At 46.2% G+C, this 18186-nt stretch carries 16 protein-coding genes; 10 read left to right on the plus strand and 6 right to left on the minus strand.

What is annotated here, in order from left to right:
- Positions 1–90: 90 nt before the first annotated feature.
- Together DYADSP32_RS13785 and DYADSP32_RS13790 are read left to right on the plus strand one after the other, a co-directional pair.
- A complete protein-coding gene (locus DYADSP32_RS13785; protein ID WP_149242193.1) occupies positions 91–1809 on the plus strand; it encodes an IlvD/Edd family dehydratase in 1719 nt (572 codons plus the stop codon).
- Positions 1810–1882: 73 nt separating this feature from the next.
- Positions 1883–2674, plus strand: coding sequence for an SDR family oxidoreductase (locus DYADSP32_RS13790; protein WP_149242192.1), 792 nt, complete (start codon positions 1883–1885; stop codon positions 2672–2674).
- A gap of 14 nt (positions 2675–2688) precedes the next feature.
- On the opposite strand, the gene DYADSP32_RS13795 is transcribed toward DYADSP32_RS13790, so the two are convergent.
- From DYADSP32_RS13795 to DYADSP32_RS13810, 4 genes are all read right to left on the minus strand, one after another.
- Positions 2689–3399: a hypothetical protein gene (locus tag DYADSP32_RS13795; RefSeq protein WP_149242191.1), complete on the minus strand. Its 711-nt coding sequence runs from the start codon at positions 3397–3399 to the stop codon at positions 2689–2691.
- Positions 3400–3474: 75 nt separating this feature from the next.
- Positions 3475–4059 carry a gliding motility lipoprotein GldD gene (gene gldD, locus DYADSP32_RS13800; RefSeq protein ID WP_149242190.1) on the minus strand — a complete coding sequence of 195 codons (585 nt, stop codon included), beginning with the start codon at positions 4057–4059 and terminating at the stop codon, positions 3475–3477.
- Between the two features lie 119 nt (positions 4060–4178).
- Positions 4179–6017, minus strand: coding sequence for a glutamine--fructose-6-phosphate transaminase (isomerizing) (glmS, locus tag DYADSP32_RS13805; protein ID WP_149242189.1), 1839 nt, complete (start codon positions 6015–6017; stop codon positions 4179–4181).
- Between the two features lie 234 nt (positions 6018–6251).
- The gene (locus DYADSP32_RS13810; RefSeq protein ID WP_149242188.1) at positions 6252–7058 is read right to left on the minus strand and encodes a glycogen/starch synthase; all 807 of its coding nucleotides are present in this window, start codon (positions 7056–7058) and stop codon (positions 6252–6254) included.
- 221 nt (positions 7059–7279) lie between these two features.
- Here DYADSP32_RS13810 and panC point away from each other — a divergent pair, with 221 nt between their 5' ends.
- Positions 7280–8122, plus strand: coding sequence for a pantoate--beta-alanine ligase (gene panC, locus DYADSP32_RS13815; protein WP_149242187.1), 843 nt, complete (start codon positions 7280–7282; stop codon positions 8120–8122).
- A gap of 46 nt (positions 8123–8168) precedes the next feature.
- Here panC and DYADSP32_RS13820 read toward each other — a convergent pair whose 3' ends face one another.
- Positions 8169–9638 (minus strand): Gfo/Idh/MocA family protein, encoded by a 1470-nt coding sequence (locus DYADSP32_RS13820; protein WP_149242186.1) that lies wholly within the window; start codon positions 9636–9638, stop codon positions 8169–8171.
- 336 nt (positions 9639–9974) lie between these two features.
- On the opposite strand from DYADSP32_RS13820, the gene panD reads away from it, so the two are divergent.
- From panD to DYADSP32_RS13840, 4 genes are all read left to right on the plus strand, one after another.
- A complete protein-coding gene (panD, locus tag DYADSP32_RS13825) occupies positions 9975–10322 on the plus strand; it encodes an aspartate 1-decarboxylase (RefSeq protein WP_149242185.1) in 348 nt (115 codons plus the stop codon).
- 99 nt (positions 10323–10421) lie between these two features.
- Positions 10422–11441, plus strand: a complete 1020-nt coding sequence (locus DYADSP32_RS13830; RefSeq protein WP_149242184.1) for a lysylphosphatidylglycerol synthase transmembrane domain-containing protein — start codon at positions 10422–10424, stop codon at positions 11439–11441.
- A 100-nt stretch (positions 11442–11541) separates the two neighbouring features.
- Positions 11542–12027, plus strand: coding sequence for a D-glycero-beta-D-manno-heptose 1-phosphate adenylyltransferase (gene rfaE2 / locus DYADSP32_RS13835; protein WP_149242183.1), 486 nt, complete (start codon positions 11542–11544; stop codon positions 12025–12027).
- A gap of 88 nt (positions 12028–12115) precedes the next feature.
- The gene (locus DYADSP32_RS13840) at positions 12116–12793 is read left to right on the plus strand and encodes a zinc metallopeptidase (RefSeq protein WP_414617751.1); all 678 of its coding nucleotides are present in this window, start codon (positions 12116–12118) and stop codon (positions 12791–12793) included.
- A gap of 121 nt (positions 12794–12914) precedes the next feature.
- On the opposite strand, the gene DYADSP32_RS13845 is transcribed toward DYADSP32_RS13840, so the two are convergent.
- The gene (locus DYADSP32_RS13845; RefSeq protein WP_149242182.1) at positions 12915–14087 is read right to left on the minus strand and encodes an FG-GAP repeat domain-containing protein; all 1173 of its coding nucleotides are present in this window, start codon (positions 14085–14087) and stop codon (positions 12915–12917) included.
- 230 nt (positions 14088–14317) lie between these two features.
- On the opposite strand from DYADSP32_RS13845, the gene gcvT reads away from it, so the two are divergent.
- From gcvT to DYADSP32_RS13860, 3 genes are all read left to right on the plus strand, one after another.
- Positions 14318–15400 carry a glycine cleavage system aminomethyltransferase GcvT gene (gene gcvT / locus DYADSP32_RS13850; RefSeq protein WP_149242181.1) on the plus strand — a complete coding sequence of 361 codons (1083 nt, stop codon included), beginning with the start codon at positions 14318–14320 and terminating at the stop codon, positions 15398–15400.
- An 81-nt stretch (positions 15401–15481) separates the two neighbouring features.
- Positions 15482–16192, plus strand: a complete 711-nt coding sequence (locus tag DYADSP32_RS13855; protein ID WP_149242180.1) for a 2-phosphosulfolactate phosphatase — start codon at positions 15482–15484, stop codon at positions 16190–16192.
- Positions 16193–16209: 17 nt separating this feature from the next.
- A complete protein-coding gene (locus DYADSP32_RS13860; protein WP_414617752.1) occupies positions 16210–18153 on the plus strand; it encodes a hypothetical protein in 1944 nt (647 codons plus the stop codon).
- Positions 18154–18186: the final 33 nt, after the last annotated feature.

Genomic DNA, 18186 nt, shown 5'->3' on the forward strand with positions numbered 1-18186 from the left:
AAGATACAGTATTTTATTTTTAAAGGGCCGACGGAATTATATTTTACTTGTATTTGCCTTTACTTCTTAAATATAAACAAATGGCGACTAATGGAAGAACATAAACTACGCAGCCAGGGTTGGTTTGGCAAGTCGGGGAAGGACGGCTTTATATACAGAGCATGGATGAAAAACCAGGGTTATCCGGCCGATGAGTTCGAAGGACGCCCTGTGATTGGTATATGCAATACATTTTCGGAACTCACACCATGCAACGGGCATTTCCGCGAACTGGCCGAATCCGTGAAAAGAGGTGTGTGGGAAGCTGGCGGGTTTCCCCTTGAGTTTCCGGTAATGTCGTTGGGCGAAACACTGATCAAGCCCACCGCGATGCTATACAGAAACCTCGCCAGTATGGATGTGGAAGAATCCATACGGGCCAATCCGATTGATGGCGTCGTATTGCTTTGTGGGTGTGACAAAACGACTCCGTCCCTGGTAATGGGTGCAGCCAGTGTTAATATCCCAACGATTGTGGTTTCGGGAGGTCCCATGCTTACTGGAAGGTATCGGGGCAAAACCATCGGCACCAGCGACGTGTGGCGATTCAGTGAAATGTACAGAAAAGAAGAAATTTCCCAAGCCGAGTTGACGACCGCCGAGGCCTGCATGTGCCGAAGCGATGGGCATTGTGCGGTAATGGGCACCGCGTCGACCATGGCGTGCATGGTGGAATCGCTGGGGCTCACACTTCCCGAAAACGCAGCCATACCGGCTGCCGATTCACGCAGAAAAGTATTGGCTCACCTTTCGGGTCGCCGCATTGTACAAATGGTGCATGAGGATCTGCGTTTGTCGCAGATCTTAACCAGGGAAGCTTTTGAGAATGCAATCATGCTGAACGCTTCCATCGGAGGGTCTACCAACTTTGTAATACACCTTCTGGCCATAGCCGGAAGGATTGGTGTGGATCTTTCTCTGGATGATTTCAATGCCCTTTGTGCCAAAATTCCACTCCTGTTGAATCTTCAGCCATCCGGGGGGTACTTTATGGAGGATTTCTACTACGCGGGTGGTTTACCGGTCGTGATCAAAGAAATGCTTCCGCTCCTGCACAAAGATATCATTACAGCGAATGGAAAAACGGTCGCTGAAAATTGTGACTCTGCCGAATGTTTTGATCCTAACGTGATTGGAAAACTGGACGAACCTATCAAAACGCTGACAGGTCTTGCGGTAGTAAGAGGGAATTTGTGCGAAAATGGGGCAGTCATAAAACCCTCTGCTTCTTTGAAACCCGAGCTCATGCAGCACAGGGGTAAAGCCGTTGTATTTGAAGACATTGATGATTACAAAGCACGGCTGGATGATCCTGACCTGGATGTTGATGAAAACAGCATATTGGTACTGAAGAACGTAGGGCCAAAGGGCTATCCCGGCATGCCGGAGGTTGGCAACATGTCTCTTCCAAAGAAATTGCTGGCAAAAGGGGTGATTGACATGATCCGGATCTCGGATGGCAGAATGAGTGGCACCGGGTTTGGCACGGTGGTTTTACATGTATCGCCGGAGGCGGCGGTAGGTGGTGTGCTGGCCTTGGTTCGCGATGGGGACTATATTGAACTGAACGTAGAAAAAAGGACCTTAAATCTGGAGGTATCACCGGAAGAGCTCGAAATACGCAGATCAGAATGGGTTCCTTTGGATATGGGTTACAATCGGGGATATGTGAATCTGCATATTAACCACGTTACCCAAGCCCATGAAGGTGCCGACCTTGACTTCCTGAGAGGCGGATCCGGGGATAAAGTCACAAGAGATTCTCACTAAGCGCAGAAGTCCATATTTTTGAGGGGCGGATCACCAGGTTTGCCCCTCACCATTTAAGCAAACTCATTACCAAATGAATACCCCATTATTTCACAATCAGGTGGCTATTGTCACCGGTGCCGGTCAGGGGATCGGTCTTGAAATTGCCCGGCAATTGGCAAATCAGGGAGCCGGGATCATTTTAAATGACATTGACCCAAAACTGGCAACGGATGCTGCTGAAGAAATCAGAGCCAAGGGAGGAGAGTGCATTGCCTTTGCCGGAGATTCCTCCGATCCTGAGATAATCAACGGAATGGTTGAAGAGGCTGTAAAGTGTTTTGGCAAGCTGACCATTGCCGTTGCCAACGCCGGAATTACACTCTTTGGGGATTTTTTCGAGTATCCGGCTGAAAGTCTCAGGAAAGTACTCCATGTCAATTTGGAGGGATCATTTCTGTTAGCGCAGGCGGCCGCCCGACAAATGAGGGAACAGAAGTCAGGTGGCAGAATTCTACTGATGTCGTCTGTTGTGGGTCACCAGGCGCATCAGTTTTTAGGTGCTTATGCCATGACGAAGGCGGGACTGGAAATGCTGGCTAAAAATCTGGTCATTGAACTGTCTCCGTATGGCATTACGATCAATACCGTGGCGCCGGGTGCTACGCTCACCGAGCGCACGCTGGCGGAGGATCCGACGTACCCCAAAACCTGGTCGGCAATCACACCCATGGGAAGACCGGCCATTTGCGAAGATATTGCCCATGCAGCACTATTTATGCTATCACCCTTTTCGGGGCACATCACCGGCCAAAGCCTCGTTGTGGATGGTGGCTGGACCTCAGTAAGCCCGCTACCGGATCTGAGTAATATGGAAGTAAAATAAAGGGGTTGGGGAAATCAGCCCTCCATATCCCTTGAAAATAGCTGAGCTTCCAGGTCGTCCATGTTTCCGTCTTTGGAAACAAATAGTTCCCGCGGTTTCGCTCCTAGCTTTACGGTCATAAAGATTCGGTACTGTTCATCGGTAATGATACTCAGTTGAAGTGCTCTTTTGAGTACCATTGGAAACGGCACCTTGAAGAAATTAGAAATATCGGAAGCAAGAAATCCTGGTATACTGGAAATGTCGTCACGGAAGAAACTCTCCACCTCCCGATAAGGCAAAAGTGCATCGAATATCAGTTGCTCTGCACGTGAAGCAAGCGAAACCGGATTGGGATAAGACATATTCAAACCCAGGGAAACAGTCAATAAGTGAATCTGGTAATTACGCTCATTTATTTCCGATGCTGCATTCACAAAAACCCACCCCTTTTGGCGGTAAATGGCAGAAAATCCTTTGAAGATTGGATCTACATTGTGAAGCTGAGCAATTTTGATACCTTCCGGATAAGGCAGCTTATGCCCGATCTGATGAACAATATCCTGAGCGTACGACACATCGGCAACCTCTCCCGCCGGTTCAATCATCCACTCTCCATTCACCAGGCCATCAAAAAGCTGATCAGAAACGCGCTGGCTTTCAACCTGACCCAAATGAAGAACGATACGATTTCCTCTTACAGAAAAATCTAAAGGGAGTTGATTTTTGGGTTGCTTTCTTGCCATTCCTGTGGTGGATTTCTTCGTGTGAGAATCAAAGATAGTGCGTTCCTTCGTTCACTCCAAACGCCAATTACAATATTATCTCCACTGCAAAGTGTTCAAAAGTTGGATCATATCCTTCTGAATGAATTCGATAACAGGTGCCAGCGAATCATTTTTCGAAGCAGTAGAAAAATAAATTGCTCCTCTCAAAAAATGATTGGTACTATCCGTAGTATAAAACTGATAAGGACTGGGCACATCGCCCTCAATCTTGAAAATAGTAGCCGTACGACCGGTTTTGGTCAATAAAAGTTGCTCCTGAATGGAAGACGCCCTTACCTGATGCTTACCGGCCAGTTTGTAAGAATCGGTGATATATTCCTGCAAAAATTTCGGATTGTTACCGAGTGGTTTGTAAGTGAGCTGTATATTGGCTTTGTACTGTGGATAATGAATAAATAACCAGTCTTTTCCGGCTGTGGAGAAAGTATCCGGCAACACCTCAGCGAACCTGGAATACGCAAAAGTGTAAGGATGACTTTCGGCCAGATTCTGGTATTGATGAGGTGGCAGGTCAATCCGGTTAAAACCCTTGGGTTTTGGCACGTAAGAAGCCTGCTCATTGCCACAGGACGAGAAAGTACAAATAATGAAAACGATGAAGATCGCAGATCTCAGCATGTAGTGGAGTGCTCAGGATTGTAATACGTGCAAAAATAACGAAAAAGGATTCAAAAAATTCTTGTGGCATAAACTACGCCACAAGAACAACTACTGTTATTATCTCAAAACCTTCACCATTACTCCACTGTGACAGACTTTGCCAGATTACGGGGTTGATCCACATTACGACCTCTCATCACGGCAATGTAATAAGACAATAGCTGCAACGGAATAACCGAAACAAGAGCTGTCAGGATTTCATGAACCTCCGGTACTTCGATCACAAAATCCACCATGGATGGAATGAGCGTATCACCTTCGGTCACAATGGCAATCACACGACCCTTTCTGGCTTTTACTTCCTGAATATTAGAAACTATTTTTTCATAGGAGCTGTCTTTGGTCGCCAGAAAAACGACGGGCATATCCTCGTCAATAAGGGCAATAGGCCCGTGTTTCATCTCCGCCGCGGGATACCCTTCTGCGTGTATATAAGAGATCTCTTTCAGTTTGAGTGCTCCTTCGAGCGCAACTGGGAAATTCAACCCTCGCCCGAGATAGATGAAATTTCGTGCATAGGTGAAAATAAAAGCGATCTCTTTTATTTTAGCAGCGTTTTCAAAAACCCTTTCGACCTTTGCGGGTATCCCTTCCAGTTCATTCAACAATTGGAGATAAGAATCCTCCGTTATCGTGCCTTTTCGCTTTGCCGTGGCGATGGCAATCAAGGTTAGCACGGTTACCTGGGCGGTAAATGCTTTGGTACTGGCAACACCGATCTCCGGGCCTGCATGGGTGTAGGCACCCGCATCGGTAGCACGTGCTATGGAGGATCCTACCACGTTACAAACCCCGAAAATGGTTGCCCCTTTCGATTTGGCCAGCTCAATGGCAGCCAAGGTATCAGCCGTTTCACCAGATTGCGAAATGGCTATCACCACATCCTTATCCCCTATTACGGGATTCCGATACCTGAACTCCGATGCATATTCAACCTCTACATTGATCCGCGCCAGCTCTTCAAACAAGTATTCAGCCACCAAACCTGCATGCCAGGATGTTCCGCACCCAACAATCACAATCCGATCGGCCTCCGCAAGTTTATCCAAATAGCTATTCAGACCACCAAGAGTAAGGTGTGCGTCACCAGCACGTAATCTGCCACGCATACTATCGGCAATAGATCGGGGCTGCTCGAAAATTTCCTTGATCATAAAATGATCATAACCTCCCTTTTCGATAGTTTCAAGCTCCATCTCCAGTTTTTGAATATAGGGGATGGTTACGAGGTTATCCAGACTTTGAATACTCAGTTTACCTTCCCGAACCACTGCCACCTGATAATCATCCAGATATACCACATCTTTGGTATACTCAATAATCGGTGTGGCGTCCGAGGCAAAAAAGAACTCATTCTCTCCTATTCCTATCACCAGTGGACTACCCTTTCTGGCTGCGATCAGCTGACCTGGATGATCCGCCGAAATGATAACAATCGCATATGCACCAACCACTTCCCTCAATGCCAGGCGGACCGACTCCTCAAGGCCATGACCGGTTTCGTGCTGAATATCCTCTATGAAGTGGATTAACACTTCCGTATCGGTGTCACTATGAAATACGTGTCCCTTCTGAAGCAATTGCTTCTTAATGGATGCGTAATTCTCAATAATACCGTTGTGAATGATGGCAAGTTTCCTGTTGTTGGAATGGTGCGGATGTGCATTTTTGTCATTGGGTTCACCGTGCGTTGCCCACCGGGTATGTCCGATACCAACGGTCGCTCTGGGTTCTTTACCGGAATATTGGGCCTCCAGCTCCGAAACTTTGCCCTTTTTCTTGTAAATATTCAATTCGGAATGATGCAACAGAGCAACTCCAGAACTGTCATAACCCCGGTATTCTAATCGCTTTAAACCTTTTAAAATTAAAGGATAAGCATCCCTTTCTCCAACGTAAGCAACAATTCCACACATATTTGTACTGATATTTTTGAAGTGTATGTTATATTAATCAGTACAAATAACAGCCAATGAATTATACATTACAACTACCCCGACTATAAAATATCCAATTTATAAGGAGTGCTCGTACACATATTTAAAATTATTTTTTCAAATTTGGCTTCGCTCCCATTGAGTTTACGATTCGCACCAAAAAAAAATGGCGGCCACCGTGAAGTAGCCGCCATTCTTTTCTTAAAATATCACTCAACTCATCAAATCTGTGTAAAGATTGAAATAGGATTCAGAAAATTTACCATCTTCTTCATCCAGCTCTACACGCTTTGGTGCATCATTAAATATCTGATTCAGGCTATCACTGCAATGCTCTTCTGCCTTCACCACTGCATCGGCATAGGCGCACCCAAGCTTCACAAATCCCTCGAAGTCAGCCGAATGAAGATGAGCCAATGCTTCATCACTCACATCCATTGCTTTGGCTTTACTCATCAAATCAGCATCAAACTTATAATCGAAAGCATTGTTATGAACCGTAAAGACACTTTTTGTATCCTTAAACATCGGGTCATTCCTATACGTTGTTTTCAGATATAGCGGAATCAAGGCAGTCATCCAATCATTACAATGAACCACGTCCGGCGCCCAGCCCAGTTTCTTAACCGTCTCTAACACACCCTTGCAAAAGAAAATTGCCCGTTCGTCATTATCATCAAAGAAGTTGTTCTCTTTATCGAAAAACACTGATTTGCGATGAAAATAGTCATCATTATCAATAAAATAAACCTGCAGTTTGGCATTCGGAATCGAAGCCACTTTAATGATCAGCGGTTTCTCTTCATCACCCACCGTTATGTTAATTCCCGAAAGACGAACTACTTCATGAAGCCGGTTTTTACGCTCATTAATGAGGCCAAAACGAGGTACCAGAATACGAATCTCCGCTCCACGCTCCTGCATTGCTTGTGGAAGTCTTCTTACATAGTCGGCAACATCGGTGGTTTGAAGGAAGGGATTTATTTCACTGGCTACATATAAAATTCGTAGTTTCTCCATTTGGCATTTAGCAGTTTGTGAAAAAAAGTTTTGCAAAATTACTCAAAAAAAACGGCTATTTCAAAAGATATTCAAAAGTAATTGTAATATTGCGCAGAGTTTGGGTATTCTATGCCCCAAAGTCATTCTTTTGATCTGTATTCAGGTTCATTAATCATCATTTCTCCACCTATACGGATCTATCTTGCGTATACCGCCTCTAAACAATCCTATTTCTTTTCATGGAAGTTTTCACTTCAATCAATGACCTTAAGAGTTTCCTAAAATTGCAGCGTGCCCAAAACAAGAGCGTGGGACTTGTACCCACCATGGGAGCGCTTCATCCCGGCCATATGTCTCTGATCAAGACTTCAACAACAGAGAATGACCTGACAATCGGCAGTGTGTTTGTCAATCCGGTGCAGTTCAATAATGCCCAGGATCTCGAAAAATACCCAAGAACCCTGGAAGCAGATTGTATTATGCTTGAAGAAGCCGGTTGCTCAGCCGTTTTCGCGCCAACCGTGGAAGAAATGTACGCAGAGAAACCATTGATGAGGTTAGACTTTGGTGACCTTGAAAATGTGATGGAAGGGGCATCGCGTCCGGGTCACTTCAATGGCGTAGGAATTGTGGTAGCCAGGTTCTTCAATATCGTTCAGCCTGATAAAGCATACTTTGGCCAGAAGGACCTGCAACAGGTTGCAGTGATCAAGAGATTAGTGAAGGACATGGCGTTCCCTCTTGAACTTGTTGTATGTGAAACTGTGAGAGAAATTGACGGACTTGCTATGTCATCCAGAAACTCCCGGCTAAGCAAAATGGAGAGAGTCAGTGCCCCGTTCATTTATAAAACCCTGGCAGAAGCCAAAAACCGATTGCTTGCAGGAGACAGCATCGAATCCGTGGCAGCAGATGCGCGGACTGCCTTTCTAAAACATCAAGACTTTCAACTGGATTACTTAGAAATTGTAAATAATAATTCTTTGCAACCGATCACCCGGCTCGGACCAGCGGGGTCCAGCGCTATTTGCACCGCAGTGTATCTGGGTGCTGTGCGGCTTATCGATAACATCCTTTTATAAGAGGGAGGCAGCCTAAACCGCCTCCCTCCCACGCTTCGTATTTCCCCTACAATTTCCAGTCCCCCCGATAATTGCGTTTTACAAACTGATTAGCCTCCTCGAAATTAGTAATTTTCATGTTATTACCGTCCCATAACAGCCTTTTGCGCCCAGGGTAGGTAAAGCCCTTACCATCCGCATTGGCGGTACGCAAGTTGTAACTACGAATAGCCAGATTACCCATAATCACCGTTTCAGTAAGTGGCCCCGAATAGTCAAAAGATGAACTAAGCGCCTTGTGCTCTTTACTCGCGAAGCCTGCCTTACAAGCATCAGTCCAAGCCACGTGGTGCCCAAACTCGGGCAGCGAGGTATATTTTGTCTCAAATGCACCTTTGGGCATGGTCAACTTCTCTCCGCTTTTGAGATAAACTTTGGGATCTTTCCCATAAGTCGCGCACATCATTACACCTTTTTCACCAATCATCATCGCTCCGTTGCTGCTATCCGGCTCTCCCAGGGGGTCATTGGCCGGAACCAGGTCGGGATGAAAAGGACGCAGCCCGCCATCGTGCCAGGTCATGGTCAGGGCTGACTTATTGGCTTTCGTTGCCGGAAATTTAATCTGAACACGCGATGACGGTGGGCATCCTTCCGGAATATATTCCGGTGTCCAGTCTTTCAGAAACACCGCCCCTACACTACATTCTACTTCTGTGGGGTAGCCCAATCCCAAAACCCGGAAAGGAGAATCGATCAGGTGACAACCCATATCCCCCAATGCACCGGTACCGAAATTCCACCAACCGTGCCATTTGAAGGGGTGGTAAGCGGGACTATAATCAACCCATTCGGCAGGCCCTACATACAAATCCCAATCCAGCGTACTGGGTACTTCGGATTTTTGAGTAGGTACCGGAATTCCCTGTGGCCAGATCGGACGATTGGTCCAGACATCCACTTCTTTAACCGTTCCGATCACACCTTTTTTGAACCACTCCACCATTTGTTGCTGCCCTGGATTGGATGCGCCCTGATTACCCATCTGAGAAACCAGTTTGTATTTACGTGCAGCTTCTGTCAATACACGTGCCTCATTGATATTGTGAGTCAAGGGTTTTTGGACATAAACATGTTTTCCTCTGGCCATGGCAGCCATGGCAATCACGGCATGGGTATGATCGGGCGTAGAAATGGTTACCGCATCAATATCCTTTCCCATTTCATCGAACATTCTTCGGAAGTCCTTATATTTTTTAGCGTCCGGAAACTTGTCAAAACACTTTTGCGCCAGATTCCAGTCTACATCGCAGAGCGCCACAACGTTCTCCGCTCCTTTATTATATGCATTTGTGATATCCGAAAACCCTTTGCCTCCAACACCTACTGCGGCAATATTCAGCTTGTCGCTAGGTGCTACAAATCCTTTACCCAGTACATTCCTTGGTACTATAAAAAAACTCCCCACAGCAGCAGCAGTTCCTTTTTGCAAAAAGTCCCGCCGGGTGACATCACTTGTTTTTTTCTCTGAACTCATTGTTTGTTAATATTACGGTTGACGACTTGGATAAAAAAATACAGTAACGGAAATTATCACTCCCTAGTACCAATTCCGGTTTAAATATAACCATGCTAAGATCTCATTCAAATATTTTTACATTTATTTAATCCGGGACTGCTCAGGTTGCAGTTGGGACGAAGAATCCTTCGCGCCATCCATATCCGATATCACCCGGTGAAGCATAATGTCAAAAACAAGAACAAATTCCCTCCGGAACCCTTCCTTTCATTACCGCGTTTTGAAGGCTATGTATAATTCCTGTACCTTTGCAAGGATTATAATCTATTATTTTTTCACTCGTTGTACTGAGGAATGCAAATAACAGTAATGAAGTCAAAAATTCACAGGGTAAAGGTTACCCAGGCTGAATTAAATTATGTAGGAAGCATAACCATTGACGAAGACCTGATGGATGCGGCGGGTTTGATAGAAAACGAACAGGTGCATATTGTCAATAACAACAATGGAGAACGGTTTGTAACCTACGTAATCAGGGGTGAACGCAATAGCGGAATGATCTGCCTGAACGGAGCCGCTGCACGTAGAGTTCAGATTGGCGATATCGTGATTATCATTGCCTATGGAAGCATGACGCCCGAGGAAGCCAAAACCTTCAAGCCAAAGGTAATTTTCCCGGATAGTAACAACAGGATCGTTTAAGAGCGTTAGCTACAAAGTGGTTGGCTTCTGATTTCCACCTCCATTTTTCTCCAATACGGTCTATCTTCTCCTAATTTAAATCCACAACAGTAATATTAAATGAAACAGGCCCTTCGCTACATTATCTCTCTTGGCTTAGCCGGAGGGCTTATGTGGTTTGCATTCAAAGACCAAAACCCGGCAGAAATGCTTGACCGCTTCGCCCGATCAGACTGGCGCTGGATTGCACTTTCGTGTCTCTTCTTATTGGTCGCTCATGTTGTGAGAGCCTGGAGATGGGGCATGCTCATGGAACCCCTTGGGTACAAGCCTAAACTGCTTAACAGTTCGATGGCTGTTCTTACGGGGTACTTCGCCAATTTCATTGTGCCCAGAATGGGTGAGGTGACGCGTTGCGGCACCTTGTACCGGTTGGAAAAAGTACCCGTTAACCTTAGTTTTGGCACCGTTGTGGCGGAGCGAATTTTTGACGTACTAATCCTTTTGGTCTTGATTGGCGTAAACTTTCTTTTGGAATTTGACCGTCTCAGCACCTTTTTTATGGAGTTTTTCCAGAGTAAGTTGGGAGGCGGAGCTGGTGGCGGTGGCTTGTTGTGGGCATTTCTGGGTTTTGCTGTGATAGCAATTCCGCTGGCCATCTATGCCATCCGCAACAAAACACTTCAGGCAAAGCTGATGCAAAATGCTTTTTTTAGCAAAATAGTGGAGTTTGGCAAGGGAATGCTGGAAGGACTATTAAGCATCCGAAAACTGCGCAGCCCGGGCCTGTTTATCATCAGCACGGTTTCAATCTGGGTGCTCTATTATCTTGTATCCTACGTACTTTTCTTTTGCATTCCCGAAACATCAACCCTTGGCCCACTGGCAGGGCTCACCTTGTTGGTCGTAGGTGCAATTGGCATGGCTGCGCCTACGCAAGGTGGAATCGGAGCTTACCACCTTCTGGTTGGTAACGTCATGATACTTTACGGGCTTTCGCAAAACGACGGCCTAACCCTTGCCACATTTATTCATGGAACCCAAATGCTGTTTATGCTCGCCATTGGCGCACTTGCTTTTCTATTTGTTCTTTTCAAAAATGGTAAGACTACCAGTGAGGCGCTGAAAGTGCCGGCCTAAGTAAAAATGATGTAAGACAATGCACCGGCATAGCCTGTGACCGTAAGCTTAAAGTATATTAAGATATCGTTTACATCATATACTCTAATTTTCATTTTTAATGAATCCGACAGAAAACAAAATACTAGGTTTACAAGAAGCAATTTCAACCGTAGAGGGATGGCAAAGTACAGGTCAGAAAGTTGTTTTCACCAACGGCTGTTTTGACATCGTTCACCTGGGACATATCGACTACCTTGAAAAAGCAAGAGCATTGGGAGATCGTATGGTATTGGGCTTGAACACCGATGCCTCTGTAAGCCGACTGAAAGGGCCTCTGAGACCAGTCGTGAATGAATATGCCAGGGCCCGCTTGATGGCTGCACTTTCTTTTATTGATGCTGTCATTTTGTTCGATGAACCCACACCAAGCGAGCTGATTGAGGCAGTAAAACCTGACATTTTGGTAAAAGGTGACGATTATACAGTAGAAAATATCGCTGGTGCGGAATTTGTACTTGGTAGAGGAGGCGACGTAAAAACGATTGCCCTGGTTCAAGGGTACTCTACTTCGAAGCTGATTGAAAAGATCAAGCAAGGCTATTGAGACATCCGTACTGTTTTTGACGGTTATGTTTCGAAATTGTTTATCTTGAGTAATTAAATTTTCATAACAACCAAAAACAGAAAAAAAAATGGGCGGGTATTTGCTTATCATAGTTGTCATGGCGCTGAGCTGGTACGTCCAGTGGCGTCTGAAGAGTAAATTCGAAGAATATTCTCAAATAGGGCTCAGCAATGGAATGAGCGGGCAGGAGATTGCGGAAAAGATGCTTCGCGACAGTGGTATTTTTGATGTTCGTGTTGTATCCGTGGAAGGCAAACTCACGGATCATTACAATCCTCAGGATAAAACGGTGAACCTCAGCCCTGATGTTTTTTATGGGCGAAGTGTTGCAGCTGCGGCTGTAGCTTCCCATGAATGCGGTCACGCTGTACAGCATGCAACTGCTTATTCGTGGTTGAAATTCCGTTCACAAATGGTGCCGTTTCTAAGCATTGCGTCGCGCTACATGCAGTGGGTGATTCTTGCAGGTGTGCTTTTAATCAATACCACAGCCATTCCCCTTACGATTGGGGTGGCATTGTTCGCATTAACCACCTTGTTCAGTTTCATCACTTTGCCTGTGGAGTATGATGCCAGCAACAGAGCTTTGGCCTGGATCCAGACCAACAGAATCGTGACCGAAAGAGAGCATGTCATGGCGAAAGATGCCTTGAAATGGGCTGCCAGAACTTATCTCGTCGCCGCGATTGGCTCCTTGGCAACTTTACTCTACTACCTGAGTATCCTCATGGGCAGGAGAGATTAAAATCTAAAATAAAATCATCACAAAAAAGGAGACCCGATGGTCTCCTTTTTTGTGTTAAATCCCTTTGGAAAAATGCGCACAACGCTTTCAAACCTGAATTACCTCACGAAGAGAACCATTCTTACTTTTTGCGCTGATTCCAGTACACGACAAGATTATGAGAAGACCTCCCCGATGCAATGACATCCAGATCACCGTCACCGTCCAGATCTGCACTGGTGATATCCTCACAGGCCATTTTTATCTTATCATCCAGCGAATACTCCTGCCACAGCTTACCTTCTTTATCCGACCCTACAAATATGCGTACGCCGGTTTCTCCTTTCACATCCGGGTTACGCCAGCCCATGATGATCTGATCCCTCCCTTGTTCAAAGAAATCGCCACAAACCAGCGCATGGCCTTCCTTCATTTTATCAGTGAGGACAGTTCGGCTGTCTTTTGAATAGACCACCAGTGAAGTCCCATGCATGGGCTCAATAGTAGCGGTAAATAGCTGGCCACCTCCCAGGCTACCGGTCCTTACCTCACCAATACCTTTGTCGGCAACCATCCAGTTGCCCGAAGGAGCCCATCCATTGGCACCGTTCAAAAAAACATGAACACCTTCCTTCCCCCCAACCGCAAGCCCCAAAAACCGACCGGCAGATTCCATTGGCTGAAAGTTGTGCGTCATGTGCATATTGGTTTCCAATAATTCATAGGGCCAGATACCTTTGCGGTTTTCTGGTACATCAAACGCGATAAGCTTCACCCCTGCTCCTACCCCACCTGAATTACCTTCCCCGTGCAGCGGGAGTACAATAAGCTGAAAAGTATTATCAGATTTCATTACCCATCGCATCCGATGGATGGTAACCTCATGATGCAGTTTTACGGGATCCCACAACTGCGTTCTGTCTGCGGGAGGAACGAGATAAAAAACGGCTCCCGAAATTTTCCGATCTTTTGTTTCCGAAGGGTTCCATCCTGCCCCAACTGCTACTTCTACCCTGCCGTCTCCATCAATATCCCGTGCCGCAATACATACGTTGTCTTGCGCTGTGAGGTTTTTTGCTATCACATATCGCTGCCATTTCTCTGACCTGTTTCCACTGTTTCTATACCAGGCTATTTCCGTTTTGTCAGCCAGCAAAATGTCCATGTTCCCATCTCCGTCTACATCCCCTGTGGCCACGCCGTAGCCAATAGCAACGTTGGCATCAATCTGCTCCCCTACGAAAGTGGCTGTCTGGGCATGGCTCAGCCATGGCAGACACAGCAGCAATAAAGAAGTTAGTTTGCGCTTTTTCATAAAATATACTTTCGTTATCAGAATTTTAATTTGTATTTGATCATGGAGGCAGCTTAGGGAGGCAGACCTGTTTTCCTAACTTTTGAATTCTTAGCGGAAGGCATTGAATACCATTTTTCCACAATATACTTCAAAAACCACTGTCCGTGTATTTGAAAGCACAGATTATTATGTCCCTTTGAATGCGATTGTCTACTTTTGTGAATTACTTAGTCCCAATTTCCCTTTCAATGAAAACCGTTCCATTACACCAGGTCCATGTTCAGCTGGGCGCCAAAATTGTACCATTTGCAGGCTTTGAAATGCCCGTTCGCTATTCCTCCGACCTGGAAGAGCATCATGCAGTACGCAATCATGTAGGTGTGTTTGATGTGTCACACATGGGAGAATTTAGTGTAAAAGGCCCTAAAGCACTGGATTTAATCCAGAAAGTTTCAGCAAACGATGCATCTGTATTGTACGACGGGAAAGTTCAGTACAGCTACTTACCCAACAGCCAGGGCGGGATTGTGGACGATCTGCTGGTTTACCGATACGCTGCCGATGACTATATGCTTGTTGTGAATGCCTCCAATATAGACAAGGATTGGGAATGGATTCAAAGTCACAACACCGAAGGCGTTGCGATGGAAAACCTCTCGGACAATTTATGCCTGCTTGCCGTACAGGGGCCTGATGCCACTGCAACACTGCAAAAACTGACAGAGGTTGACTTAAGCTCCATGGAATATTATACCTTTCAGGTTGGCACCTTGGCAGGAATAAGCCATGTGATTATCTCGGCTACCGGTTATACTGGTGCAGGGGGATTTGAAATCTATATACAGAAAGAGAACGCTCAGGGCATGTGGGACGCCATCTTCGAAGCCGGTAGAGAATTTAACATACAGCCTGTGGGATTAGGCGCACGGGACACACTACGCCTTGAAAAAGGGTTTTGCCTTTATGGAAACGACATAAATGACCAAACGTCACCCCTGGAGGCAGGACTGGGCTGGGTAACCAAATTCACCAAAGACTTTATTAATTCGGATAGCCTCAAGGAACAAAAAGCAGCAGGCCTGACTAACAAACTGGTTGGTTTTGAAATGATCGACAGAGGTATTCCCCGGGGTCATTACGAGCTGTGCGACGCAGCAGGCAATAGGTTAGGAGAAGTTACTTCCGGAACTCAGTCTCCCACGCTACAGAAAGGCATCGGCATGGGTTACGTGCCGATCGCATACAGTAAACCTGATACCGAGATTTTTGTAAAAGTGCGCGAACGCATCCTGAAAGCCAAGGTGGTGAAGCTGCCCTTTGTGAAGGGTTAAAAGGCATATCTACTATTTCTCATCATTATCAAATTATCCCATATAGCTGAAAGCCACTGGCCGACAGCCGATTTCCAGTCTATGAAACAACTTGATGTGTGCCTTACGCCCGATCTTCTTCACCTTCACAAGCTGAATAATTCCATTGTGGTAGTGGCAGATATTTTCAGGGCGACTTCCTGCATGGTTACGGGTCTCGCTTACGGAATCAAAAGTATAACACCGGTTGCCAGTGTTGAAGAATGTAAATTTTTACAGGACAAAGGTTTTATTGCCGCCGCGGAGCGTGATGCTCAGAAAGTGGAAGGTTTTGACCTGGACAATTCGCCCTTCAGTTATATGGACGGAAGGCTAATCGGGTCTCAGGTAGCCATGACCACAACCAATGGGACACTTTCGATTGCCAAAGCAAAGGCTTCTGCGGTAAAAGTAATGGTGGGAGCATTCCTGAATTTAGGCGCGTTGGCCAATTACCTCCGTTCCGAACCATACGATGTACTGGTGCTATGCGCAGGATGGAAGGGAAGGCCCAATCTGGAAGACACGCTGTTTGCAGGCGCCCTGGCAGAAGCTTTGAAAGAACATTTTATGCTGTTGGAAGACGGCACGCTCATGGCACAGCGTTTGTATAATCAGAGCCGCGACAATTTACTTGCCAGTGTTTCGAACTCGTCACATGTAAGGCGCTTGCAGCGATTAGGAATACAGAAAGACATCTCCTATTGCCTGCAGACAGACATGTACGACGTGGTTCCTATTTTGCGCGGAAGTACTTTGGTGGCCATGAATTGAAAAACACAATCGATCGTATGCATAAGTTATTTGTCATTTTTTTCCTGGTATTCCTATTCGTTTTAGCTCCGGCTTACGCTCAGAAAAAACCAACTGTCAAAAAGAAGACCGAGGCACAGGTTAAAAAAGCGGTGACTAAGGATACCCCTTCTCAAAAGGTTACACCGATCGCTCCTACCCCGAGCGCAGATACAAACAGCCAGAGCAACACGATCGAGCAAAACATGCCCGAAGGGATCACAGAACAGCAGGCCGAAGATAATCTTTCCAAGCTAACCGGGAATCTGGCCGACAGCATTCAAGCGTACAAGATCATAGCTGAAGATATTTCCTGGGTGTCCGTTTGTCCGGGAACTACGATCACGTTACCATTCACCACAATCGGGCCGTTTGATGAAGACAATAATTTCGTTGTTCACCTTATAGATCCCTCAGGCAAATCGGTTCCCATTTCATTACCCGTAAAAAAAGGTCCGTTACGTGCTGTGATACCTTCCTATAAACCCGGTGGTGAAGTGTACCGACTGCAGATAGTGAGTACCATTCCCATCATCAAAAGCCAGGAGGTACCGGTTCGACTGTTACAAACACCAACGGCACGACTCGATGTCATAGACGGAACGCAGTCGGTCAGAATCATGCCCGGGCAGGAGGCCCAGTTGCGGGTGCATCTGAGCGGCGCGGGGCCCTGGTCCTTCCGGCTTTCAGACAGTACGGATGTGCGCCAAACCTTATCCAACCCACATTATATTACGGTGAAACCCAATATAGTACGAGCTTATAAACTTCTTGGTGTTGCCAATGCATGTGGGAGCGGTAAAGTCACTGGGGAAGCAATTGTAAACGTCGATGACAATCCTGAACCCAAACTGGAACTTAAAGAAATAGATAAAATTACCAGGGTCTGTACCGGTATACCTTTTCAGGTTCCCTTTGCCGCTACCGGCAAATTCAAGCAGGGAAATCGTTTTGTGGTACAGATTGCCGATCGAACCGGTGCGTTCAAAACCATTTCCTCACCGGATACCACCGGCAACCTGGTAACCCAGATCCCTTCCACCTACAAGCCCGGAGAATACAAGCTGCGCGTGATGGCATCGGCACCCTATCTCGTCAGCCAGCCCGCAAACATAAGTATTGTTGCCGCCGCAGTGGCAACGCTACAGAAAGACTCACTGCATCTGGAGGAGAACGGATCCGGTGCTTTGACAGTAAAATTTGACGGCGCCGGACCCTGGTTTGTGCTTTTGTCGGATGGTACTTACGAAAACAACATTATGGAATCTCCCTATAAGGTTCGGATCAAACCCTTTGGGAATACCAATTATCAAATCACTTCGGCAGGAGGACTTTGTGGCGTTGGGAAATTCTCCGGAACCGCCAAGGTAACCATGGACAGCCCGCCTGTTGCGATTACATTGGAGAAACTCCCGCAGAACATGGTGTGTGCCGGTGCCACAATGGAAATACCGTACAAAATAACCGGACGGTTCAATCCCGGCAATAAATTCGTGGTTCAGGTAACGGATAAGTCTGGCAGGTTTGTGGACCTTCCCACCACGGTAACGCCCACCACCATGAAAGTAAAACTGTCAGCTTCCGCATCTCAGGGAGATACGGTGAGGACACAAAAAATCAGAATATTATCCTCCTCCCCGGCAGTTTCAAGTGCCGTAGAAGAACTGGATATCATTGCACCCGACAAGGCGATAGGTGAGGTTTCAGGTAAAGGTTTTATTACTGCAGGACGATCCAGCAGAATTCAGCTTAAATTCAAAAATGGACTACCGCCGTGGTCATTTACGCTTTCGGATGGTTCATCCATTACCGGCACTTTTCTCAATCCATACCTGATATCTGTATCCCCTACTACGACAACCACTTACACAATCAGTTCATTAAAAAGTGGCTGCGGTACAGGTTCCGGGCGGGGAAGTGCCATTGTTACGGTTGACAAATAAACACCTGACAGTCCCGGACTTAAATCCCGTTTC

This window comes from Dyadobacter sp. 32 (genome assembly GCF_902506755.1).
Taxonomy (GTDB): domain Bacteria; phylum Bacteroidota; class Bacteroidia; order Cytophagales; family Spirosomataceae; genus Dyadobacter.